This is a genomic window from Nemorincola caseinilytica, assembly GCF_039540515.1.
Taxonomy (GTDB): domain Bacteria; phylum Bacteroidota; class Bacteroidia; order Chitinophagales; family Chitinophagaceae; genus Nemorincola; species Nemorincola caseinilytica.
On sequence record NZ_BAABFA010000010.1, the window covers coordinates 102,945 to 126,563 of the forward strand.

At 51.5% G+C, this 23,619-nt stretch carries 26 protein-coding genes and 4 tRNA genes; 9 read left to right on the plus strand and 21 right to left on the minus strand.

The features are described from left to right. Positions 1 to 11: 11 nt before the first annotated feature. Entirely contained in the window at positions 12 to 1,937 is a 1,926-nt protein-coding gene (locus ABD843_RS07750; RefSeq protein ID WP_345081047.1) for an Ig-like domain-containing protein, read from the minus strand. A 241-nt stretch (positions 1,938 to 2,178) separates the two neighbouring features. Between ABD843_RS07750 and ABD843_RS07755 the strand changes: the two genes are divergently transcribed. Beyond that, entirely contained in the window at positions 2,179 to 2,343 is a 165-nt protein-coding gene (locus tag ABD843_RS07755; protein WP_345081050.1) for a hypothetical protein, read from the plus strand. Positions 2,344 to 2,347: 4 nt separating this feature from the next. Here ABD843_RS07755 and ABD843_RS07760 read toward each other — a convergent pair whose 3' ends face one another. The 7 genes from ABD843_RS07760 to ABD843_RS07790 all read right to left on the minus strand — a co-directional run bounded on the left by ABD843_RS07760 (position 2,348) and on the right by ABD843_RS07790 (position 9,386). Continuing rightward, on the minus strand, positions 2,348 to 2,827 hold the full coding sequence (locus ABD843_RS07760) for a nuclear transport factor 2 family protein (RefSeq protein ID WP_345081053.1): 480 nt from the start codon (positions 2,825 to 2,827) through the stop codon (positions 2,348 to 2,350). Between the two features lie 51 nt (positions 2,828 to 2,878). After that, complete coding sequence (locus tag ABD843_RS07765; RefSeq protein ID WP_345081057.1) at positions 2,879 to 3,337, minus strand: SRPBCC family protein; 459 nt, start codon at positions 3,335 to 3,337, stop codon at positions 2,879 to 2,881. A gap of 69 nt (positions 3,338 to 3,406) precedes the next feature. Beyond that, the gene (locus tag ABD843_RS07770) at positions 3,407 to 3,934 is read right to left on the minus strand and encodes a GNAT family N-acetyltransferase (protein ID WP_345081060.1); all 528 of its coding nucleotides are present in this window, start codon (positions 3,932 to 3,934) and stop codon (positions 3,407 to 3,409) included. A gap of 89 nt (positions 3,935 to 4,023) precedes the next feature. Then, a complete protein-coding gene (locus ABD843_RS07775) occupies positions 4,024 to 6,093 on the minus strand; it encodes a hypothetical protein (protein WP_345081063.1) in 2,070 nt (689 codons plus the stop codon). A gap of 9 nt (positions 6,094 to 6,102) precedes the next feature. Next, on the minus strand, positions 6,103 to 8,049 hold the full coding sequence (locus tag ABD843_RS07780) for a transglutaminase-like domain-containing protein (RefSeq protein ID WP_345081066.1): 1,947 nt from the start codon (positions 8,047 to 8,049) through the stop codon (positions 6,103 to 6,105). Between the two features lie 210 nt (positions 8,050 to 8,259). Then, positions 8,260 to 8,586: a hypothetical protein gene (locus tag ABD843_RS07785; protein ID WP_345081069.1), complete on the minus strand. Its 327-nt coding sequence runs from the start codon at positions 8,584 to 8,586 to the stop codon at positions 8,260 to 8,262. 59 nt (positions 8,587 to 8,645) lie between these two features. Continuing rightward, positions 8,646 to 9,386 (minus strand): sulfite exporter TauE/SafE family protein, encoded by a 741-nt coding sequence (locus ABD843_RS07790; RefSeq protein WP_345081072.1) that lies wholly within the window; start codon positions 9,384 to 9,386, stop codon positions 8,646 to 8,648. Positions 9,387 to 9,614: 228 nt separating this feature from the next. Here ABD843_RS07790 and ABD843_RS07795 point away from each other — a divergent pair, with 228 nt between their 5' ends. The 3 genes from ABD843_RS07795 (at position 9,615) to ABD843_RS07805 (ending at position 11,716) form a co-directional block, all read left to right on the plus strand. Beyond that, a complete protein-coding gene (locus ABD843_RS07795) occupies positions 9,615 to 10,619 on the plus strand; it encodes an AAA family ATPase (protein ID WP_425575699.1) in 1,005 nt (334 codons plus the stop codon). 143 nt (positions 10,620 to 10,762) lie between these two features. Further along, positions 10,763 to 11,152, plus strand: coding sequence for a YciI family protein (locus tag ABD843_RS07800; protein WP_345081075.1), 390 nt, complete (start codon positions 10,763 to 10,765; stop codon positions 11,150 to 11,152). A gap of 102 nt (positions 11,153 to 11,254) precedes the next feature. Further along, the gene (locus ABD843_RS07805) at positions 11,255 to 11,716 is read left to right on the plus strand and encodes a DUF1569 domain-containing protein (protein WP_345081078.1); all 462 of its coding nucleotides are present in this window, start codon (positions 11,255 to 11,257) and stop codon (positions 11,714 to 11,716) included. A gap of 51 nt (positions 11,717 to 11,767) precedes the next feature. Here the strand turns inward: ABD843_RS07805 and ABD843_RS07810 are convergent, their stop codons facing one another. The 4 genes from ABD843_RS07810 to ABD843_RS07825 all read right to left on the minus strand — a co-directional run bounded on the left by ABD843_RS07810 (position 11,768) and on the right by ABD843_RS07825 (position 15,364). After that, a complete protein-coding gene (locus ABD843_RS07810) occupies positions 11,768 to 12,328 on the minus strand; it encodes an anthranilate synthase component II (protein ID WP_345081081.1) in 561 nt (186 codons plus the stop codon). Further along, entirely contained in the window at positions 12,312 to 12,863 is a 552-nt protein-coding gene (locus ABD843_RS07815; RefSeq protein ID WP_345081084.1) for a CvpA family protein, read from the minus strand. The genes ABD843_RS07810 and ABD843_RS07815 overlap by 17 nt, the downstream gene beginning before the upstream one ends. Before the next feature lie 203 nt (positions 12,864 to 13,066). Further along, complete coding sequence (gene tuf, locus ABD843_RS07820) at positions 13,067 to 14,254, minus strand: elongation factor Tu (RefSeq protein WP_345081087.1); 1,188 nt, start codon at positions 14,252 to 14,254, stop codon at positions 13,067 to 13,069. Positions 14,255 to 14,344: 90 nt separating this feature from the next. After that, positions 14,345 to 15,364, minus strand: a complete 1,020-nt coding sequence (locus ABD843_RS07825; RefSeq protein ID WP_345081090.1) for a hypothetical protein — start codon at positions 15,362 to 15,364, stop codon at positions 14,345 to 14,347. 164 nt (positions 15,365 to 15,528) lie between these two features. Between ABD843_RS07825 and ABD843_RS07830 the strand changes: the two genes are divergently transcribed. Continuing rightward, positions 15,529 to 16,233, plus strand: a complete 705-nt coding sequence (locus ABD843_RS07830; RefSeq protein WP_345081093.1) for a hypothetical protein — start codon at positions 15,529 to 15,531, stop codon at positions 16,231 to 16,233. Between the two features lie 355 nt (positions 16,234 to 16,588). Here the strand turns inward: ABD843_RS07830 and ABD843_RS07835 are convergent. The 9 genes from ABD843_RS07835 to ABD843_RS07875 form a co-directional block, all read right to left on the minus strand. Beyond that, a tRNA-Thr gene (locus ABD843_RS07835) sits at positions 16,589 to 16,660 on the minus strand. A gap of 32 nt (positions 16,661 to 16,692) precedes the next feature. Then, positions 16,693 to 16,765: transfer RNA gene (locus ABD843_RS07840), tRNA-Gly, on the minus strand. 15 nt (positions 16,766 to 16,780) lie between these two features. Continuing rightward, positions 16,781 to 16,864: transfer RNA gene (locus ABD843_RS07845), tRNA-Tyr, on the minus strand. 88 nt (positions 16,865 to 16,952) lie between these two features. Beyond that, positions 16,953 to 17,025 (minus strand) — tRNA-Thr (locus ABD843_RS07850). Between the two features lie 134 nt (positions 17,026 to 17,159). Continuing rightward, positions 17,160 to 17,699, minus strand: coding sequence for a hypothetical protein (locus ABD843_RS07855; RefSeq protein WP_345081096.1), 540 nt, complete (start codon positions 17,697 to 17,699; stop codon positions 17,160 to 17,162). A gap of 155 nt (positions 17,700 to 17,854) precedes the next feature. Continuing rightward, entirely contained in the window at positions 17,855 to 19,261 is a 1,407-nt protein-coding gene (locus tag ABD843_RS07860) for an NAD(P)(+) transhydrogenase (Re/Si-specific) subunit beta (protein ID WP_345081099.1), read from the minus strand. 45 nt (positions 19,262 to 19,306) lie between these two features. Continuing rightward, positions 19,307 to 19,627: an NAD(P) transhydrogenase subunit alpha part 2 gene (locus ABD843_RS07865; protein ID WP_425575700.1), complete on the minus strand. Its 321-nt coding sequence runs from the start codon at positions 19,625 to 19,627 to the stop codon at positions 19,307 to 19,309. A 77-nt stretch (positions 19,628 to 19,704) separates the two neighbouring features. Then, entirely contained in the window at positions 19,705 to 20,829 is a 1,125-nt protein-coding gene (locus ABD843_RS07870) for a Re/Si-specific NAD(P)(+) transhydrogenase subunit alpha (protein ID WP_345081101.1), read from the minus strand. Positions 20,830 to 21,005: 176 nt separating this feature from the next. Further along, entirely contained in the window at positions 21,006 to 22,064 is a 1,059-nt protein-coding gene (locus ABD843_RS07875) for a mechanosensitive ion channel family protein (RefSeq protein ID WP_345081104.1), read from the minus strand. Positions 22,065 to 22,285: 221 nt separating this feature from the next. Between ABD843_RS07875 and rpmH the strand changes: the two genes are divergently transcribed. From rpmH to ABD843_RS07895, 4 genes are all read left to right on the plus strand, one after another. Next, entirely contained in the window at positions 22,286 to 22,441 is a 156-nt protein-coding gene (rpmH, locus tag ABD843_RS07880; RefSeq protein ID WP_345081107.1) for a 50S ribosomal protein L34, read from the plus strand. A gap of 20 nt (positions 22,442 to 22,461) precedes the next feature. Next, a complete protein-coding gene (rnpA, locus tag ABD843_RS07885) occupies positions 22,462 to 22,917 on the plus strand; it encodes a ribonuclease P protein component (RefSeq protein WP_345081951.1) in 456 nt (151 codons plus the stop codon). 71 nt (positions 22,918 to 22,988) lie between these two features. Continuing rightward, a complete protein-coding gene (yidD, locus tag ABD843_RS07890) occupies positions 22,989 to 23,210 on the plus strand; it encodes a membrane protein insertion efficiency factor YidD (protein ID WP_345081110.1) in 222 nt (73 codons plus the stop codon). A 15-nt stretch (positions 23,211 to 23,225) separates the two neighbouring features. Further along, positions 23,226 to 23,564 (plus strand): hypothetical protein, encoded by a 339-nt coding sequence (locus tag ABD843_RS07895; RefSeq protein WP_345081113.1) that lies wholly within the window; start codon positions 23,226 to 23,228, stop codon positions 23,562 to 23,564. The last annotated feature ends 55 nt before the right edge of the window (positions 23,565 to 23,619 follow it).

The following is a 23,619-nucleotide window of genomic DNA, read 5'->3' on the forward strand; positions in this document are numbered from 1 at the left end:
GGGCGTCGGTTCTATCGCACCACTACCTGCACACTATGCTCCTTGTCTGCGGTATAGGCGGTCACCAGGTAATGCCCCGGCGCCATATCATCAAAGGTCATTGTGGCCTGCGGTACTTGTACCGGCCTCATTGCCACTACCCTGCCTACCGCATCTCTTACCGATACCATACCTGTATGCACCGGCAGGTACAGCATAAATGAGCCCGAGCTCGGGTTCGGCATCACCCTCATTTCAGCGCTGCCGGCCCCAGCTACCCCCACACCGGTAGCGCATACCGATGCCGGCAATACATTTACCACCTTGCTTGCGGTATCTGCGCCGCAGGTGCCGGTCACTATGTAGTATATGGTAGCTGTGCCGGCCGTTATACCGCTCACCGTACCGCCCGCTACCGTAGCATTGGCGCTGCTGCTGGCCCATGTACCACCCGCTACGGTAAAAGCCATCATTATGGTATCGCCCACGCACACATCGTTGGGGCCTGTTACCACTCCGACATCAGGTATAGAGTCTATATGCGCTATCTTCATTACCTGTGCCGCATTGTACCCGTCCGATATCTCTATAGTAAAGGTATCAAGGCCCACATAACCCGGCGCCGGTGTATAGCTAAGGCCCGTGGGCGTTAGTAGCCCTCCCGTAGTAGGCGCTGTGGCTACAAAGCCGCTCAGGCTGCCATGGAACGGCCCCGACACCACCGTCCACGATAGTGTTTGCCCCACATTCGCATCCATAGCGGTCAGCAGGCTGTTCAAGGCTACCGGGGTATTGCGGCATGTATTTGCCATGCCGGTCTCAGAGAATACAGGCGACAGGTTCGAGGTAGTATCTATACGCCTCACCACATAGTTCAGCTCATCGGCTATGTATAGCCTGCCTGCGGCATCCAGGCATATGCCCCATGGCAGGTTTATCTTCGCAAAAGCAGAATTGGCCGGCCCGCCATCGCCACTATAGCCCACCGGCAGCCCACCGGTATATGTAGAGATGGTACCCGATCCATCTACTCTGCGTATCCTGTGGTTGTACCTGTCGGTAATAAAAAGGTCGCCGGTCGCCGCGTTCACAGCTACCGCTATAGGGGCATTCATGCCCGCGCTCAGTGCCGGGCCGCCATCACCCGAGAAAGTTCCCATACCACTGCCCAGACCTGCACCTGCGCCATTACCTGCTACTGTTTCTATATTGCCCGTTGCAGTGTTCAGCCGCCTTATCACATTATTGCCCTCATCGGCTATGTACAGGTACCCTCCCGAGTATGTGAGCCCGCTTGGGCCAAAAAGCTGGGCCAGCACCCCTGGGCCGCCATCGCCACTATACCCGTGCGCCCCGGTGCCGGCCACCGTACTTATATTGCCTGCTGCATCTACCTTACGCACCCGCGCACCCGCATATTCGGATATATACACATTCCCCATCCCGTCAGTTGCTACGGCCATCGGTGTGTTCATCTGGGCCGCAGTGGCCGGGCCGCCATCGCCGCTATACCCGGCTACACCCGTACCTGCAATTGTAGAGATAGTACCATCGGGCGCTATTCTACGCACCACGCAGTCCACATCCTGCGCAAAGTACAGGCTACCGCCGCCATCTACAGCTATCCCCATCGGCCATGTTATATCGGCCGCAGTGGCCGGGCCGCCATCGCCGCTATACCCCATCACACCCGTACCTGCATAAGTACTGATGATACCCGTTGGCGATACCTTGCGTATATATCGGTTGCCCTCGCCTATATACAGGTTACCACTGTTATCTACCGCTACAGAATAGGTGTAGTTCATTGCTGCCGCTGTGGCCGCCCCCCCATCGCCCGATGATGTAGAGCCACCTATCGAATAATTGCCTGCATAGGTATGAATGGTCTGTGCTTGCGTAGCATATACGCCGGTCAGCAGCAAGGCTGCTGTCAGTAGGGAAAAACATTTTGTCATAAGTGTGGTGTTAGGTCATGCACATAGTATCGCCTTCTCCGTAGAGTCTGGCATTTTCATGATATACTGACGCAGAAAATACCCTATTCGTTTGCATGTTCACACAGGAAAAAAGCAGGTATTTTTTGTGCTTTTTCTTATTTGCCTGTGCATCAGCCACTTAAAGAACTCTGCACGGGCACTACCTCAATAAATAATTATCGTTCGCGTATATTGCATCTGTTCATCACCTCGTATAGCTATGAGAAAGACATTCCTGGTAATACTCATCATCCTGAATATGATGGTGCTCACAGGGCAAGTATGGCCCGATGGCGCACCACCCTTCGCGCGCGTGGTCAATATCGTGTTCCTCTCCCTCAGCCTGCTCTATTTCCTGTCATCGTTCATGGGCAAAAGGCGCTGACGGCTCAGTGGTCGTAGCTCACCACGCGTGTTATCTGCCACTTGCCGCCGGGCTGCCGCTTCCATATCATCAGGAATTTGAAGTTGCCTATCTCTTCCTTTCCGTTCTCCTTGTGCCTGAACTGGTGCGTACCTGCCTCTATGGCGCCATAGTCCTTTATGGGGTGTACCTCAAAGGTGTTGCGTATCAGCATACGCGTCAGCTTGTTCTCCTTCGCAAAATTGTTCTTGAAATTCCTGAACACCGTATCATACGGTATCAGCCCGCCATTGTCCTGGTACCACTCCAGGTCTTTAGAGAAAAATGCCCGGAAGGTCTCCATATCCTGCCTGTTGAAGGCCGCGAACAATAGGCTGTCCTGCAGCGCTATCTCTACAAATAATGCGGGCGGTGTAACCGCTACTTTCTTTTCCTGCCCGGCCGCTGAATGCGGCATACTCCATACACAGAGCGCATATGCAACAATGGCAAAGATCTTTTTCATAGGCAAAAGGAATGATGGCACCACAAATATCGGTCATAAACACACCGGTCGCTACCATGCCTTCCCTTCTTCCACATATCGCTTTAGCATCGCCAGCGACACCATCCAGTAATAGTTCACATGCCTGTATATGGCCTCTGTAGCAAAGTTGGAAAGTGTAAGCAGCAGCTCTGTCCCATCCTTGCCTTCCGTTAGCACCAGGTCTATGGCGGTATAGCTGCCGGGCTCATCGGCCAGGTGCGATAGCGAGCTCAGGTGCGTGTAGCACAGCCGCTGCCCCGGCCTGAAGGCCACCACCCGCCCCATATTCTCAAAGTGTGTTTTGTACCACGGCCCGCGTATGCTTATGGGGCTTCCCTCTCTCCAGTCGGTCTCTATCTCTATCGGTGTCTGCGACATCCATTGCTGCATTTGGGCGGGTACGGTCAGTGCCTGCCACACCCTGCCTGCCGGTGCCGCTATTGTTATGGTCTTTGTTATCTGCTGCTCGTATGTACCTTCTGCTGTCATGTGGTGGGCATAGTGCTTTAGGTAAAGCTATGCAGCCTTTTGTGAAGGATGTCCCAATATTAGTTCGCACTAATAGCGCAGTAGCATTTGGTGATTAGGGTTGGAATGCGTCTCCGATATTTTGAACATATGCTCACCCACTATATCGAAACCCGCACGCTTATAGAATGCTACTGCCCGCTCATTACCCGTCCAGGTAAAAAGCCACATCGCGCATTGCCCCTGCGCTTTAGACAGGTCTATGTTATGCTGCAGCAACCTATACCCCAGCCTTTGCCCCAAAACATGGCTATATAGGTAAATACGGTCCAGCTTGGTCACATTCGCATCCCCTATGTTGGGGTGCCCGGCGTTCAGCACTATCTTAGAAAAACCCACGGCCCGCTCGCCGCAAAATAGGAGGTGGTATATATGCTGCGGTCCGCTCAGTTCTTTTTGTATCGCTGCATCGTTATAGTGGCCGCTTATGAAGTGGTCCATGTCCGCCTCGCTGCAGCTCGCCATGTGCGCCTGCCTTACCGTTACCCTTCCTATCTCTGCTATTACCGGGGCGTCCTCCTTCGTAGCCCTCCGAATGTATATTTCCATGTTCTGCATAACGCTGATATGTGGGTGCAGTGTATCTATCGGGTCAAATAAAAAATGGCAGGTCGCCCTGCCATTCCGGTCATATTCTGTTACGATCCTTATTTCTTTGCCAGCACCAGTGTCAGGTTGTTGAAGTCGGCCGCGGTGTTCCATACCTTGCGGAAACGATCGTACTGCAATACAGGGAAGTGCAGTTGCTTGTACATCTCGTTCACGGTTATCACCAGCTTGTCTCCGTTCTTGTTATCCTTTATCAGCCTGTAGTTCGATTCAAAGCTGATCACCGTCTCCACATCACCGTTCAGGTAGTCGGCGCTCATGCGTGCTGCCTCGGGGTTCAGTATCTTATATCCCTTAGGTATGTTTATGGTTATGGTGTGCTTGTTGGTATACGGGTAAGGCACCTCTACTGCTGTTTCCCTGGCACGCTCTTCATACATATCGTTCTGCGTATTTATGAGTTTGCCCGCCTTTATCAGGTAGCGGCTACCGGCCTTGTTCACCAGGTCCGACGCGTCTATAGTTGCGGTAAGCACCAGCGGCTTGTTAGTGTTATAGTTGCTCACATCATCATTAGAGAGGTCATAGGTCTTTATGTCATTATAATTCCTGACGAAGTCGAACTGTTCTGCCACGAATTTCTTCATATTCTCCGGCCTCACCTCGGGCAGTTCAGAACGCAGCCCTACCGACTCATATCCATACCATGCGCGCGATACATTGGCCTTTGCATCCATATTTTTAGTAAAGCTCACAGACGCGGTCACATCATTGCGTGTTTCATTCTCGGGCAGTGGCGTTATACGGCGCACTTTGTGCATGGGGCCCGTGTTCTCGCCCTTGTTAGGCATCACACAGAATACGCCCTTGCTGCCTGCATATTGCGGCGGTATGACAGGGTAGCGCAGGTACTGCTCCGTAGGGCTCAGAAATTTCTTCTGCCTGGGGAAATAGATAAGTGTATGCTCCAGTCCTTCCCAGCTCTCAAAACCGGTATTCACTATGTTCGAAGAGCGGTCCCATGCCCAGCCTATCTCATGCTTTATACCTGCCTGTGTCAGGCAGGCAGCGAACAGGCGGATATATCCTTTATAGGACGCCACACCTTTGCTGATGATGGTATCGAGCACCTCTCGCGGATCTTCATAACCTACGGCATATACCGACATAGAGCGCTGCTCCTTTGCCGATGTTATCTCGCGCCGCTCTTCATAGTCCACATATGGGTACAGCGTTATGTTCTTCTTTATGCCCAGCTCTATCTTCCTGATGTTCTTTTCCTCATCATCGTTCGTACGCACACCCAGATCAGCAAGGAATCTGTTCACAGCACGGTCTTCTCTTTCCGATATCTTGTAGTTCTCGTCATATAGCTTGCGGGCCAGGTTGTTCCAGGTATTCAGCTTTATCTTCTCTTCACCATCATTGGGGGTATAGTAGCTCACCCTGTGGCTGAACTGCATGGTATGCAGGTCGTAATAGCTGTTCTTTTCAGGCAGTAAAGACGGTATGTCGTTCATCACCAGCTTATACTGCATGCGGCTGCCGGCCTGTTCGGGTCTCAGTTCAGGAAGGCCATTATAGCTGCGGCCCTCTACCACCATGTTCTTGGGGTAGGAAAGCAGGAAGTGTGTCTTATCCACGGGCACATCGAACTGGAACACATCCGTGCCGAAATCGTCGCATGAATTCACCTCTTTTACCAGGTACTCTATTTCTGTATTCTCGTCTAGCCCTTCCATGGGCAGCCACAGTATATATTTATCGCTGTCTATAGAGTAGAACGTCCTTTTCTGGTCAAAGTTCCACACCTTGCCATTCTGCGATATGGTACGCGCCTTTATGGTAGGCACCTTCGTGCCACGGTTCAGCTTCACGGGTATAAGCGAGTATCTGGCTATGCCGCGGTCATCCAGCACTTTTATCAGCCCATGTTTGGTAGTATGTTTCACTATGTTGCCGCCTTCTACACGGTAGTCTATCTTCACTTCGTTCAGCAGCATCACGGCAGGCTCGGTGGCATGTTCCAGCGGTACGGGGTGCGGACGTGCCGTATCGGCCCATTCCACCCATATGGGATTTTGAGAGAGGTAAAGCTTTTTCTGTGCAGAAACAGTAAGTGCAAGTGCAGAGAACAGTATGGTAATAAATACTAAAGGTCTTTTCATATAGCTCTATTATTTGCCGGTGAGCACAACGGTTTCTTTATAAAGTTTCTTAAGCTGGTCTACCAGTTTGTTGTTCGCAGCGAACTGCGAAGGCATTATCTTCATTGTGTTCAGTACATATTCCCGTGTCAGTGTCACGGTATGGTTCGCATTGTTCACTTTGTAAGATATATTGTAGCTCCATAGGCCATCTACACCGCCCCTGGCATTTTTAGGCACATAAGACACCCTGAAGCCTTTGGGTACGTTCAGCGTCACGGTCTCCTTCACGGTCTTCTTCCACTTCAGATACATCGGGAAGTTCCTGTCCTCATCATTCATGCGCAGGTCTAGGAATGTGTTCTCCAGGTTCATGTTCACAAAGTATTCCCTGCCTGCTTTCTGCACATGGTCGCCTATCATGAAACCGGTAGTGATGATAAGGTCTTTCTCGCCATCGGTACGGGCATCCACATCATAGTTCTTCAGTATGAACTTGTTGTTGCCCCTCTTCGCCAGAGACCGTATGAATTCATCCTTTTCTTTCTTGCGGTTCTTGTAGGCCAGCACCTCGGCTATCTCCCATGCCTCATATCCTTTGTAGTGCTGGTAGGTGGTGCCTGTCACATCATTATATGCCAGGTCTATGGTGGTATTATCTATGGTCACGTTCCTGGTGGCCGGCATTTCTGGTATCCTCACTATTTTATGATGCGTGGCATCCATCATTATCATGGCTTCTTTGCCCTGTATGTCCCACCTGTCGGTGCCCAGCGGCTGCACATGCGTGGTACCATCGGGAAACACCCACTCGCCATCCAGTTTCACCGCACATATCATATGGTTGTAGAGGTGCTGTGTCTGTATCTCATCGTGTGTATAGGGCTTGTCATTGGTGCCTATCACCGCGCAGTATGCGGGTATGCCGGCCACCTGATACATAGCCATCAATACGCTCGACATGTCCTTACAGTCGCCATACATTCTTTTGCATACGGTATCGGCAGGGTTGGGCACAAAACCATCCATATCTGTAGCGTAAAGCGCCTCATAATGGAAGTATTTCTGCACCCAGCCAAATATGCGTGCCACTTTCTCCCTGTCGGAATAAGCACCTCTTATCAGCTCGGCGGTCTTCTTCCTCAGGAAAGAATCTGTCTTGTAGTTCAGCCCGTTCACAAAGTTGTATTCGAACCGGTGATGCGCGTTTATGTCGCCATTCAGCACAGAATCTTTCCTGGCGCCCGTCATCCTGAACGATACGACGTAGGGTATCACATGCGCCATATAGTAAAGAACGTTCGGCACCTCGTCATATTCCTTCACCGCAGGCAGGTTCTTTACCGTAAAACGGTATACTATCATACCACCATCTTCTTTCACCGTCCTTTTTATAACACTGGTATCGGCGCCCTTTACCAGGAAGCCCATCTTCACATATCGGGGCGCCCGCACCTCGAACATCGAATATAGCGTAGGCGCTTCATTGCCAAAGGCAAAGCCCGGCAGCATACGCAGTTCCTCATGCTCCTGCGTATACCATGTTCGTGTTATAGAGTTCTTTTTCAGGCCTGTATACCGGGGGCTCACATAGCCGTTCTTATCACGGTTCTGCACCATTTTATAGTCATTGCCATCGGGTATATAGGCAGTAGCCCCGGCTGCGGTCACAGAGGTAAATGTCCCACCATATATACCATCCTGATTGTGTGTGTTCAAAGATCGGTCGCTGATGTAGAGCTTCTCATCTGCCACTGTGCTCCTGGCCTTCAGTTCTCCATCCTCTTCATATATCTCCATCTTGCGCGAATCTTCCACATACACTATATGCTCGTTCTTGTAGCGGGCAGCTATGCTATCGTACTTCTGGCGTTTCAGCGAAAGCTGGGCATGCGCCGCGCAAGAGACCAGTATGGCCGCTACCAACAGGCATGCGGCCTTGCGCTGCCATAGTATCTGTATCCTGGCGTTGGTCATTGTCATGTATAATTATGTCGTAAAGATACCTGTATGCTAACAGGGGTATAAATATAGTGATAAAAAAACAGTAGTGTCAAGTAAGTACAGGCCTTTATGCCAAAATAACGGCAATATCACATAGTCGGCAAAGGCAATGAATTATGTCGCAACACTATGTATTTGAAAATAAAAACATATTTGAAGAAGGAGGCCCGGTCAGCACCACCCCTACTCAAAATAGCGCACCACGCATTCCTTCAGCATGCGCTCCTGGTCGGCTATGCCCTGTACAGGCACGGCGCCTGTGGCCTCGAAGTGAGGCCAGCCTTCCTCGTCCCTGCCTGCGGGCTCATAGTATCCCAGCTGGCTCAGCAGCGTACATACGGCCACATGCATCAGGTCCTGTTTCTGCTCTTTCGAGAATTTGCGGCGCGGCATCCTGCCCAGCTCGTTCACACCTATCAGAAAGAGTATACCCTCCATATCGGGCACCTTGCCAAAACGCTCCCGCAGCAGGTTCTCGGTGTCCAGCCAGCGTTGTTCAAAATTGTCCATCAGCAAAAACGCAAAGGTACGGCAATGACCGCTAATGCCGTACAGGGCTGCCGCAGGTGCTATGCACCCTGCTGGGCAGTAAGGTATCTCACCATCTGGAACACCGATATACCTATTATCACCCCCAGCACCAGGTATCTGAACATCCGCTCCGATGTGCGCTGCAGTACCAGCTTGCCCAGGTAGCTGCCCACTACGGCCACCAGCATCAGCATAGGTACCAGTATCAGGTACTCTATGGGAAAGTACCCGTTGCCCACATATACCACGGCCCTACTGGCGTCCACCCCCAGGTCTATCAGGGCCGATGTGGCCACAAAAACATCTTTCGACAGGCCAAAGGCCGCCAGTGTGAGCCCGCGCACTGCACCGCCTGTGCCCACCAGCCCTGCCAGGAAGCCCGACACCGCTCCGCCAATATACAACTCCGTATCCGTACGCCCCGGTGTGCGCTTTGTATTCAGCAGCAGGTATACCGATAGCAGTATCAGGGCCACGCTCATGAACAGCTCCATCTGCCGCAGGGGTAGTACCGTCGATAGCCCCGCCCCCAGCAGTACGAACAGCACTGCGGGTATGCCCAGCTTCACGGCTATGCGCCTGTCTATCCCCTTCCTGAACAGTGTTATCTTCGATATGTTGCTGAAAACATGAAAAACCGCCGTTATACCCAGCACCGTCCTCATATCGAAGAACATAGAGGCCACGGGCACAAAGAGTATCGACGACCCGAAACCCGACACCGTACCCAGTATCTCCGACACCAGGGCCAGCAGCAGAAATGTAGTGTACTTTTCCATCAGGTAGTTGGCAATAGAATGGCAATGAACAATATAAAGGTGCTAAAACCTATCCGAATGGTCAACTGGGAAATGAAAGAAAAACGAATTTCGCCTCACATCTTTTGTTCCATCTTAAAAAAAGTTAAAACTCCCCGGTTCATATGCCATTTTTCGGTTTCCCGTTTTATTTTTGATCTCTGCCATTTCTCATAACAGTAGCAACAGGAAAAACAGTACCGAGCAATTATGGAAGTATCTTCATCATTCGATATCCGTGAACTGAACGAGCGCATTCACCAGCAAAGCGCATTCATAGAGTTGCTGACCATGGAGCTGAACAAGGCCGTGGTAGGACAGAAGCACATGGTAGAGCGCCTTATGATAGGTCTGCTGGCCAATGGTCATGTGCTGCTGGAGGGCGTACCCGGCCTGGCCAAGACCCTCGCCATCAAATCGCTGGCATCGGCCATACATGCCCAGTTCGCACGCATACAGTTCACCCCCGACCTCCTGCCGGCCGATGTGCTGGGCACCATGGTCTATAACCCGCAAGAGCATAAGTTCGCTGTGCGCAAGGGCCCCATATTCGCCAACTTCATACTGGCCGATGAGATAAACCGCGCCCCTGCCAAGGTACAGAGTGCCCTGCTGGAGGCCATGCAGGAGCGGCAGGTCACCATCGGCGATCATACCTACAAGCTCGATGAACCCTTCCTGGTACTGGCCACACAGAACCCCATAGAGCAGGAAGGCACCTACGAGCTGCCCGAGGCCCAGGTAGACCGCTTCATGCTGAAGATAATCATCACCTACCCCAAGAAGGACGAGGAGCGCCACATCATCCGCACCAACCTCAACCCCGGCGGCATGGCCAAGATAAACCCTGTTGTCACCACCGACGACATCATCAAGGCACGCCACCTGGTACGCGAGGTATACATGGACGAAAAGATAGAGCAGTATATACTGGATATAGTGTTCGCCACGCGCTTCCCCGGCGAGTACAAGCTGGCCAAACTCAAGTCGCTCATCAGCTATGGTGGCTCGCCACGCGCCAGTATCAACCTCGCCCTTGCATCAAAGGCCTATGCCTTCATCAAGCGCAGGGGCTATGTGATACCCGAGGACGTGCGCGCCGTATGCCACGATGTGATGCGCCACCGCATAGGCCTCACCTACGAGGCCGAGGCCGAGAACGTCACTACCGAGCAGGTCATAAACGAGATACTCAATGTAGTAGAGGTGCCATAACAGCCACTCTGCTCACCCTCCATACCAAATGCCATACCTCCGGGTGTGGCATTTTTATAGGCTACACCTTCTCCCCCATACAGGGGAAGGTCTCTTTCACCACCAATACCTAAATTAGTGCTTCGCTAAATACCAAACATATCATGAGACATCTTATCGCCACCATATGTTTCCTGGCATTTTCGCTCACTGCCGCCGCACAGAAAAAGGAAACGCCTGAAACGCAGTACGAGATGAAAAAATATTACCTGGTACTGCTAAAACGCGGCCCCGAACAGGGGCAGGACTCCGCCACACTTGCAGCGCTCATGAAAGAACACCTCGCACACTTGGAGCGTATGTACAACGAGAACAAGATGAGCATGTGCGGGCCCCTGGCCGTAGACAATGAGATACGCGGCATCTGCGTTTATCATATCGATGACATAGAAGAAGTACGCAGGCTGGCCGGCTCCGACCCCGCCGTAAAGGCCGGGCGCCTCACGGTACAGGTGCTGCCATGGTATACCGCCAAAGGCATGATACTGAAATAAAGAACACTAAACGTTATAGCAAAATTATATCTGCAACGTGTAACAACTCTACTGCATAACTTGTTTAGATTTGCCTACCATTTAATAAAATAAATAGGAGCGATGGCCTTACCTAATATATTCAACAAAGACGTAGCAGAGGGTGTCATAAGCAGGATACAGCAGCTCACCGGTGCTTCCCAGCCCAAATGGGGAAAGATGAGCGTGGCACAGATGCTGGCGCACTGCTGTGTCACCTATGAGTATATATACGAGCCCGAAAAGTACAAAAGGCCCAAAGGCATGCTGAAGCTGATGCTGCGTATGCTGGTAAAGTCGGTAGTGGTGAGCGAAAGACCATACAAACCTTCCAACCCCACTGCCCCCGATTTCCGCATCACCGACGAGCGCGACTTCAATAAAGAGCAAAGCCGCCTTATTGCATTCATCCGCCGCGTACAGGCCGATGGCGAAAGTGCCTTTGCCAACCGCGAGTCACACTCTTTCGGCAGGCTCAGTGTCACCGAGTGGAACAATATGTTCTACAAGCATCTCGATCATCACTTGCGCCAGTTCGGAGTATAGACAAGCCTTCTCCAAAGGAGAGGGAGGTGCTATCCAACTATGATGATGGAACTACGACAGGCAGGCCCAGTTCCGTATCAGTTGCAGCCCATGTTCCGTCCCCACCGATTCGGGGTGGAACTGCACGCCCACACATGGGTAGTGCGTATGGGTCATGGCCATTATAGCATCATCGGTATGGGCTATGGCTTCCAGCCCCGTCCCTTCCAGCCCCTCTATCACCAGCGAGTGGTACCGCATGGCCGCAAAGGGCGATGGTATGCCTGCGAATAGCGGGTGGCCCGTATGCCGCACCTGGCTGGTCTTGCCATGCATGGGGTAGCCCGCATGCACCAGCCGCGCACCAAAGTACATACCCAGCGCCTGGTGGCCCAGGCATACGCCCAGTATCGGTATCTTATCATGAAAGTGCGCTATCGCGCTCATGCTTATTCCCGCCTGCAGCGGCGTTTCCGGCCCGGGCGATATTATAAGCCGCTCCGGTGCCAGCGCCCGTAGCTCGTCCAGCCCTATCTCGTCATTTCGGTACACGGCACACTCATGGCCTGTCTGTAGCAGGTAGTGCCACAGTATGCGGGTAAAGGAGTCGTAATTGTCAATGAGTACCCACATCTTCTGGCTTGGCGTTGATGGTGTCGAAGAAATGGCCCAGTTGGGTAAAGGTATCTTGCACAAAGGGCATCAGCCGCCCCGCCTGGCGGAAGAACCACGGCGCCAGCTCCGACAGCCATGGGTAAGACCGCGATGCCGCTATCGTCTCTGCCGAGAACAGGTGTACCCGTGCGCCCAGCCACAGCAGCGAGCTCCACAGCACTGCCCCCATAAAGGTATACAGCAGCCCGCCGGCCAGCTTGTTCACCGTGCCCAGCATCATGCCCTCCAGTGCCTTTTCTATGATATTGCCTACCAGGCGCACCAGCAGCACTACCACTATGAAGAGGATGATATAGCTGGCCACCTGTGCCCACCCTGTAGATATATAGTCGTGCGCCAGCAGCCATGCCGCAAAAGACTGCGACAGCTTCAGCGCTACCAGCAGGCCCAGCAGTATGGCCACCACCGAAAAGGCGGCCATCACCAGCCCCTTCATATACCCTCTTACAAAGAAAAGTACCAGTACTATCAGTGTTACGATATCTATCGGCATATGCGGGCTCAAAAGTAAACGATCTGCTATCTATTTTATAAGAATGATCTCTCAAAAGCACGGGGGCTCGGCCTCACCTCCCCATCGGGGGAACCTGTCTGCCGCAGGCCGGGCCGGGAGGAGCTTTACGAAATAACAAGACCGCCCCGGAAATACCGGGGCGGTCTCTGCTTTCTATCATATAGCAGCTATGCTGCCAATGCTTACTTGATGATCTCAGTTACCTGGCCAGCGCCTACTGTACGGCCACCTTCGCGTATCGCGAATTTCAGACCTTTTTCCATAGCTATAGGAGCTATCAGTTTTACCAGCAGGTTCACGTTATCGCCGGGCATTACCATTTCCACGCCTGCAGGCAGTTCGCACTCACCTGTTACGTCTGTAGTACGGAAATAGAACTGGGGACGGTATTTGTTGAAGAACGGAGTGTGACGGCCGCCTTCTTCTTTGCTCAGTACATAAACCTCACCTTTGAAGTCTGTGTGCGGAGTGATGGTCTTAGGAGCGCAGATAACCATACCACGACGGATATCTTTCTTTTCTATACCGCGCAGCAGCAGACCAGCGTTGTCACCGGCCTCACCACGGTCCAGAAGCTTCTTGAACATTTCCACACCTGTGCAGGTAGAGGTCAGGGCTGCGTCGTTGAAACCAACGATCTCTACGTTGTCGCCAACCTTGATAACGCCGCGCTCTATACGACCTGTGGCCACTGTACCACGACCAGTGATCGTGAACACATCTTCTACAGACATCAGGAAAGCCTGGTCTATCGGACGGGGAGGCAGAGGTATGTATGTGTCTACAGCATCCATCAGGTCTTCTACAGCTTTTACCCACTTGCCTTCGCCGGCCAGTGCGCCTGTAGCAGAACCCTGTATGATAGGCGTGTTGTCGCCATCGTATTCATATTTGCTCAGCAGCTCGCGGATCTCCATTTCCACCAGCTCCAGTATCTCAGCATCTTCTACAAGGTCTACCTTGTTCATGAATACTACGATACGGGGTACACCCACCTGGCGGGCCAGCAGGATGTGCTCCTTTGTCTGTGGCATGGGGCCATCGGTAGCAGCTACCACCAGTATAGCGCCGTCCATCTGGGCAGCACCGGTGATCATGTTCTTCACATAGTCGGCGTGGCCTGGGCAGTCAACGTGTGCGTAGTGGCGGTTGGCTGTCTGGTATTCTACGTGAGCGGTATTGATAGTGATACCACGCTCTTTTTCTTCTGGTGCAGCATCTATCTCATCATAGCCTTTCTTCTCTGCAAGACCCTTGTTAGCAAGGATAGTAGTGATCGCTGCTGTGAGCGTTGTTTTACCATGGTCAACGTGGCCGATAGTACCAATGTTTACGTGAGGTTTCTCCCTCTTAAAGGTTTCTTTTGCCATTTTTATTTGTTTTGAAAAATTATTAGATCGTGCTTGTCGCTGTAGTTAAAAAGTGTGCAAATATAAGGTAATTTTTGTCTCCAAATAAAATTATTTTCGTGTGAACACCCACTTATCACCAATAAGCTGTATCGATACCCCTGTCAGCATACACAATACCGGCATACTCAGGTAGAACATCCGCTCGAACGAGCTGGAAAGCACCATGTGCAGCACTATCACCAGCAGAAAACATATCATATATGGCTCTATCCGCACCCGCAGTTCGCGCCCTGCACCCGGTACGGTCACCAGCGCTATTATGGGCAGCAGTAGCCACAGCCCCATGTTCGACAGCACATCATACGCCCCATGAAAACTCAGCAGCCTGCGCGTATTGTCCGCTATATAGTTCACATGGTCCACATCGGCTGCCAGTCCGCTGCCCGGCGGCGTGCCTGCTGCCATATCGTACAGGTAGCGGAACCCGAACACCAGCGCCCCCGACAGGGCCAGGTACAGTGTCAGTCGCCCCTTCCGCTTCCCGAAGAAGAATACTATAGGCGCCATCAGCAGGTACGATTCCTTCGCGAACGGCCCTATCAGTATCGAAGCCAGCAGCATCCGCTCGTTCCCTTCCTTTATGCCCAGCAGCGCCAGCCCCAGTGCCAGGCAGTATACCGAGTCTGCCAGCGGTGTACCCGCTATATAGGGCGTCCACCGGCAGGTGAGCATGACCAGTGTGCCCAGCAGGGCATATAGCTGCCGCAGACCATACGCCTTGCCAAAGCGGTATATGACCACGCCCCACAGGCTCAGCAGTACACAGTTCACCAGGTAAAAACTGAACGACAACCCGAAATCACCATTGAACGACGTAGGCTGCAGCACCTTGAAAACCCCGCCAAAGACATAGTTGATACACCCTGCCAGCAACGGCACTATGGGCCTGTAGCGGCGTATGGGACTCTGGTCCAGGTCTAGCTGCGCAAGGCCCAGGTAGGTCTTACAGTCCACACAGCCCGCCAGGTCGAAGTTATCCATCAGCGAAAAGGCCGGCCCATGCACCGCCGCCAGGCAGAACACGAACACCAGCACATACTCGTTCAGCAATAGCTCTTTTAAACGCACAGGGTAAAAGTAGGAATTATGAGTTATGAGTTATGAATTATGAATGGGTGGAAATAGTGCAAGGTGTTTTTCTTTATATTGTGTGAGGCTTTCGCAGATCAAAGATCTGCAACCGAACCGATGAGGCAGAAGATTTCGCCGAACTGAAAGTTAAAAATGCCCCTATGAAACTTGGGAAAAAAAATACTACGGAGGATTTTTATGAGGACTATTTCAATGAATATGAAGATGCTTTAAAAGAATTTTGTGGTGGTCTAGAATATATATATACAAACGGTTTTGAAGACGAAGTGTACAACTATCGGCAATTAATAAAGTTTTTGGGTGAAAAAATAGTTTCAGAAGAACAAGAGACAGAAATAAAGATCAATAATGCATGGAATGCTGATGAAGATATTAGGTATCAGTATTCTCATGTAAAGAGTTTACGCGAGTTCACATTACACGCTACATTTATTTCCATACACAGTATGTATGAGGGTAGACTAAGAGAATATTGCGTCATTTTAGCACATTATGACAAAGTAAAAATCAGAACAGACGGACATGAAAATGCAGCAGGCCTACTAAACAAAATATATAAAAACGTCCGCCCCAGTGAAGAAAATAAGAACAAGAAACTACGAGAGTTTTATTGTAAGATTAGAAATACGCTTGTTCATCATAAGGGTTATTTAAACTCAAAAAAAGAAGAAGATGCCGCATTAATGAATAAAATTAAACAAAATAAATATTTAGGATTAACACCTTGCAACGTAGGTCTATTTGACAACAAGCTACACATAAATAAATCTATTTTTTTGACTGACTATCTTAAACTAATTAGTCAAGATTTGGAAATAATTTCCCGCAGTGCAATGAAGTTATGATTCGCCACTCGTCCTCGTTTGCAACCTCCCATGCACCCACAAGTATTTACATCATGATATTTGTTCGCCCCCTATGGGGCCGAAGGTTTGTAGTAGCGATATGAACATAGGCTACACCTTGCCCCGTAGGGGGCTACCCAATAGATCATCGGTTGCTCCTAACGGAGCATAGACATGATAACAGAGGTATTCTTACTACAAACCTTTTGCTCCTACGGAGCATTTTCGACGGGTCCACTCGTCCTCGTTTACAACGAGGACGCACCGTTCGTGCGTTTGCAACGCACGAACGCGCACGCACAAAAAATGCGCCTCACGGCGCAGCAAATAAGATACAATAAAAAAGGAGAAAAAGAGCTGTTGAGCAGGATTGAACTGCCGACCTCTTCCTTACCAAGGAAGTGCTCTACCGCTGAGCTACAACAGCTTTAATAAAGAACTTTTTCGTCAAAAAAAGAGAGCGGGAGACGAGGCTCGAACCCGCGACCTACAGCTTGGAAGGCTGTCGCTCTACCAACTGAGCTACTCCCGCGTGTAACAAAAAAAGTGGGCACAGAAGGATTCGAACCTCCGAAGTCGAAAGACGGCAGATTTACAGTCTGCTCACGTTGGCCGCTTGTGGAATGTGCCCCCAAAAGTTAAAAAGCAAAAAGAAAAAAGTAAAACATCTCAAGAATGGACCTTTTCCTTTTTTCTTTCTAACTTTTGCTTTTACAATGAGCCACTTGCCGGAATCGAACCAGCGACCTACTGATTACAAATCAGTTGCTCTACCAGCTGAGCTAAAGTGGCTTGAAATAAAGAACTTATTTTCCTCTTGTATTACTTCGAGGGAGTGCAAAGGTAGATAAGAAGATCGGATCTTGCAAAATTATTTGCCCTATTTTTTTGGCTTTTTTTAACGGTCTCCCACGACCTGCGCCGGGCTACTTTATCTTCATGGCGTAGAACATCACGGTATCGTGCTGCCAGTTCACCGTGCTGTTCAGGCGCTGTATGTACAGGGTGCCCATCAGCGAGTCGTTGGCCGAGTACCTGCTGTAGATATTGCCCCAGCCGCCGCGTATGCGGTAGCGGTCATAGTACATGTTCAGCGAAGAGGTGCTGTCGAACTTGAAGTGCGTATTGTCCAGGCTGTCTATGCGGCAGATGATGTGGTTGTAATACGAGTTATTGTCCAGGTTGTTCAGGAAAAAGGTAGTGTTGCTTGCCGATGTCGCCAACTCTATGTTGTAGAACTTCTCAGCGCCCACATAGTTGGCAGAGTCACTGGCCCATACTACAGTGTGCATTCGCCAATGCGCTATATACTTGTCTGTCACTGCTATACCGCAGTCGGTGCCCTCATAGCCCACAGGGCATTTGCACCTGGCGCTGTCGCACCGGCCATCGTTCTTGCAGTACACATAATTGCACGCCCATGGGTCATCGGGTATAGGGCGCGTACAGGATGTTATATATATCACCGAAAGCAATAAAGACAGAACTACCGAACAAGTAATTACAAGGCCACTTTTCCTCATCATGGCATAAATTTAGTTAAAGTTTTCAATTTCAAAAGCACCCGAACCCTCCGCTCCGCTATTCTACTCCCTGCTCACATTCCACACATCATCCATTATCACATCTGTTTCAGCTCCGATACCAGCGATTGCAGCACCTTCTTCGCATCGCCGAACAGCATCGACGATTTCGGCCTGAAGAACAGTTCGTTCTCTATACCAGCATACCCGGGTTTCATGCTGCGCTTGTTCACTATCACATGCTCGGCCCGCTCCACCTCCAGTATGGGCATGCCATATATGGGGCTGGCCGGGTCTTCCTTCGCTGCGGGGTTCACCACATCGTTCGCGCCCAGTATCAGTATCACATTAGTGCTGCCCATCTGGTCGTTGGCATCTTCCATTTCCAGCAGTTTATCGTACTGTACATCGGCCTCGGCCAGCAGCACGTTCATGTGGCCGGGCATACGGCCTGCCACAGGGTGTATGCCATAGCTCACCTCTACTCCCTTCTCGTTCAGTATCTTTTCCAGCTCGTGGCAGGTATGCTGTGCCTGTGCTACCGCCAGTCCATAACCGGGTATTATCATCACCTTCGATGCATAGGCCATCAGCGTAGCGGTATCGTTCAGCGATATCTCCTTGTACGCGCCCTGCTCTTTGCTGCCACCGCCGCCACTGCCTGCCTTCGCCCCGCCGAACGAGCCTATCAGCACATTCTTCAGAGACCGGTTCATGGCCTTGCACATCAGTATCGTCAGTATGGTACCTGCCGAGCCCACCAGTATACCGCCTGTCAGCATCACCGGGTTGTCGTACAGAAAGCCCCCAAATGCCGCTGCACAACCCGTAAATGAGTTCAGCAGCGATATCACCACCGGCATATCCGCACCACCTATCGGCATCACGAAGAGTATACCATACATGGCCGCCAGGCCTGCTATGCCATAAAAAATGCCATTACCACCTGCCATACCACCTATCATCATCACCGATAGCGCCACTATACCACCCAGTATCAGGAAGTTCAGCATTTGCCCGGCAGGTATCGTTCTGTCCTTTATGCTGCCGTTCAGCTTGCCCCAGGCTATTATACTTCCGGCGAACGATACCGTACCTATTATCATGCCCAGCACTATCACCAGCATGGTACCTGTACCCGCCGTACCGCCGCCATGCTGCATATGGTTATACTCCACCATCGATATGAGCATGGCGCACGCGCCACCCATACCGTTGAAGAGGCTCACCATCTCGGGCATGGCCGTCATCTGTACCTTTTTGGCCGCCAGTGTTCCCACTATGGTACCTATGGCCAGTCCTGCGAATATCCAGCCATAGTTGTGCAGCCCCTCGCCTGCACTATTGCGGTACAGAAATATAGTGGCAAAAATGGCTATCGTCATACCCACTGCCGCCACTATATTTCCCTTCCGGGCACTATCGGGGTGCGACAGCATTTTAAGACCCATAATAAAGGTCACAGACCCTATGAGGTAACTAAGCTGAAGTATCATGCTTTCCATATGCTTACGGAATTATGAAGTATGAGTTATGAATTATGAATGGGTCTACTTTTTCTTTTTCTTGCTGAACATCTCCAGCATGCGGTCGGTGACCACAAAGCCGCCTACCACGTTCAGCGTGCCCAGTATCACCGCCAGGAAGCCCAGCGACAGTGCCAGGTAATCATCCGTAGGTGCCTGCCCCATCACTATGATGGCACCTATTATCACCACCCCATGTATGGCATTGGCGCCACTCATCAGCGGTGTATGCAGCACCGATGGCACACGCGATATCACCTCTATGCCCAGGAAGATGGAAAGAATAACGATAGTAAGTAACCGGTACATCGCCGGGTCGGTGAATAAGCTGATCAGTGTATCCATTCGTTTATTTTTATTTCGTAGATATTAAAGGTCCGGCCTTCTGAAGTTTGGAATTTGTGATCTGGAATTTCTCTCCACTATGCCGTTACACCACCCAGTGCGGCCACGCGCTCGTTCACTATGTTGCCACCGTGGGTTATGGCGGTACCCTTCACTATATCGTCCTCCCAGTTCAGGTTCAGCCCGCCATCCTTGTCTATTATCAGCTTCGCAAAGTTCAGTACGTTCTTGGCGTACAGCTTGCTCGCGTCCGATGGCGTAGTGGCCGGCAGTGCAGAGTTGCCCACTATGGCCACGCCATTGTGCATCACTGTCTTATTGTCTTCGCTCAGGTCGGTATTGCCCCCCGTTACCGATGCCAGGTCTATTATCACCGATCCCGCGCGCATATCCTCTATCATGGCCCTGGTTATCAGTATGGGCGCCTTGCGGCCCGGTATCTGCGCCGTGGTGATGATGATGTCCGACTTCCGGGCATGCTCGTGTATCTTCTCCCGCTGCCTGCGCTGAAAATCCTCTGTCTGCTCTACCGCATAGCCGCCTGCCTTAGAGGCATCCGCCGCACCCTCTACCTCTACGAATTTGGCACCAAGGCTCATCACCTCTTCCTTCACTGCCGGGCGGGTATCGAACACCTCTACCACTGCGCCCAGCCTGCGGGCCGTGGCTATGGCCTGCAGGCCTGCCACACCGGCGCCCAGTATCAGCACCTTGGCAGGCGGTATACTGCCCGCCGCCGTCATGAACATAGGAAAATATCTACTATAAGAATAGGCCGCCAGCAGCACCGCCTTGTACCCGGCTATATTGGCCTGCGAGCTCAGTACGTCCATAGACTGCGCCCGCGTAATGCGCGGTATCGTATCCAGGCTGAAGACCGTATACCCCTTATCGGCCCACTGCTGCATCTGCCTGTGGTTGAAAAGGGGCTGGTACACCCCCATCAGCACAGCCCCCGGCCTGGCATGGCCTGCATTGCCGGGCTGTATGGTCAGCACCATATCGGCCTGTGCATTTATGTCGGCGGCGCTCTTTATGGCCGCGCCGGCGGCAGTGTATGCATCATTGCCAAAAAAAGCGCTCTCTCCGGCGCCACTTTCCACCCATACGGTCACATTCATCTTCACCAGGGCGGCCACCACTTCTGGAACAAGGGAAACGCGCGTTTCCGGGGCCTGTTCTTTCAATACGCCTATTACCATAAAATATCAGAGATCGTTATTAAACTTTTGAAAAATAAGATTTTTTTCTGAAAAAAGAAGATCCTACTATGTTTTTTTTCGCGCCGGCGCACAGCGGTATCGGCACAGTGGTGCGCACCGGTCACATCATATATCCGCCTGTTGCTGAGAATGACCGAAGGCCCCTTTACAGGTCTCTATTTAGCCGCCTGTTCCTGCACATATAGCGTGCGTGTAGGGTGTGCAAAGCGTATACCCTGCTGCTCAAAGGTGCGCAATATGGTGAGGTTTATATCCTGCTGTATGTCCATATAGGTCTTGTACTCCGGCGCCATTATGTAGTATACGAACTCTATATCCAGGCTGCTTTCGCCAAAGCCTATGAAGTGCCCGCGCTCATATTCTACCTGCTCGTGCGCGGTCACTATGTCCCTTATCATGTCGGGCAGGGCTGCTACCACATGGGCAGGGGTCTGGTACACTACCCCTATCTTAAAGACCACCCGCCGCTTGCTCAGGCTTCTGTAGTTGTTCACCCGGGCATTGGTCAGGTCCTTGTTCGAGCATATCAGCAGTTGCCCGTTCAGCGTGCGTATTCTTGTCGATTTTACGCCTATATATTCTACCGTGCCCTGCTCTTTGTCAAAGCTGATGTTGTCCCCTATCTCGAAGGGGCGGTCGAAGAAAATGATGAAGTAGGCAAAAAGGTCGCCCAGCACCGTCTGTGCGGCCAGCGCTATGGCTATACCACCCACACCCAGCCCCGCTATTATGGCCGATACATTAAACCCCAAGTTGTCAAGCACGAACACAAAACCCACCACCCATACCACGAACTTGGCTATGATGATGAAGCCCCGGGCCTGCTTCTGCTTGGTATCGCCACCCTCCTGCTTGCTCAGGAAAGAGGTGACCATATACTGTATCACACCCGTCACTATACGCAGTATGAAGTAGGTATACAGCAGTAGCAGCAGCCAGTGTATCACCTTATCGGCCTTGGGCGGCAGGGTCAGGTAAGAGAGGGCCGCATATATACCGCCCAGGTACAGTAGCGGAAATATGAATTTCTCTACCGCCAGTATCAGTATGTCGTCATAGTGGTTAACGGTCCGTTCCGCGGCCTTCTTCAGGCTGCGTATCACCGCACCGCCTGCTATGGCCACCCCTATTATGGTGCCCACCACTATGCCTACGGCTATGGTCCAGTCCTGTACAGTATTGTTGAAGAATACTTTATCTAGTAAGAAATGCATGGGAAAGCGGCTATAAGCGGGAATACCCCTTAGCAGGCCCAAAGTTAAACCAACCGCGCCTGAGATGTATGTTAAAAACAGCCCCTACACCACCCTGCATGATGTTCTTTACCTATATTTGCCTCCCCGGGCAAAATTTATCTCACCGATAAGTTGTTCATTTCGGAAAATATCCTATACCTTTGCACTCCCTTGCAAAAGGGTAATAAAAATTTACAGTTATGAAACGTACATATCAGCCAAGTCGTCGTCGTCGTATATCAGTTCACGGTTTCCGCAGCCGCATGGAAACGGCTAACGGCCGCAAGGTACTTGCTTCGCGCCGCGCCAAGGGCCGCCATAAGCTCACCGTATCAGACGAACGCCCTCTGAAGTAATAGCTTAAAAACTTTACGCCATTCGTAATACTTTCAAAGTATATGAGCGGCTCAAGCGAGAGCAGCATATTGATACGCTTTTCCGTACAGGAAAAGCGTTTTCTGTTTTTCCCATACGCATCATTTACCTACCCGTGGCAGAGAGCGGAGAACGGAGAGTGGAGAGTGATATAGAGAGTGAAGAGCGGGAGGCAAAGAGCGGTGAGCGGGATGCCCGCCACCATTTGAAAGTAGGCTTCTCGGTGCCGAAGAAAAAGTTCAAACGCTCCGTGCACCGCCACCGCATACGCCGCCTGATGGCCGAGGCCTGGCGGCACAACAAGGCCACCCTGCTGCAGGCATTGCCGCCCCACCAGGGTATGCATGTCTTCCTGGTATTCACAGGTACCGAGCTGCCCACCTACCAGCAAGTACAGGCCGCAGTAAGCAAAAGCATAGACAAACTAAAGACCATCGCCGGCACTATTTCATCATGATCGTTCTCACACATAACATACACACCCCACCATCCTCTCCCCGGGAGAGGGACGGGGAGAGGCTTTTCTGAATGCGCCGTCTGCTCACCATATTGTTCACGGCTATCATACGCTTCTACCAAGGGGCCGTATCGCCCTTTTTCGGGGCCAAATGCCGCTATACGCCTACCTGCAGCGCCTATGGGCTAGAGGCTATTCGCAAGCATGGCCCGCTGCGTGGTGGTTGGCTCACCGTCAAACGGTTCTGCTCCTGCCACCCATGGGGCGGTCATGGCTACGATCCCGTCCCATAACATACCTTTACCGGCATGATGCCCCTGGAAGGATATGGCAATGTGGTGATGTGGGCCATGTATATGTCCCTCATCACGCCTGTGGTCACATCTCTGGTGCTGGCTATGGCTTTTGTGCCCACCGGCAACGGTCGCCTCCACAGGGCGTTCTTTCATATGCTGGCCATACCGGCCCTCTATGGTCTCACCGTACTTTGGTTCAATATATCGCCTACCGCGCTCGATGGCTACCTGTTCTTCACCTGCTTCATTATCATATTTTACCTCTACCTGCAAGTAAAGCTGTTCATCCGCCGCCTGCGGCACAGGCGCAGTACACCGCGGAACCCACCACCCGGATCAACTGAAAATTGAAATATCTGCCGCCAGCGGTCGTCTCTATCCCTGTTTTTTGTTAATTCCCCGCCCG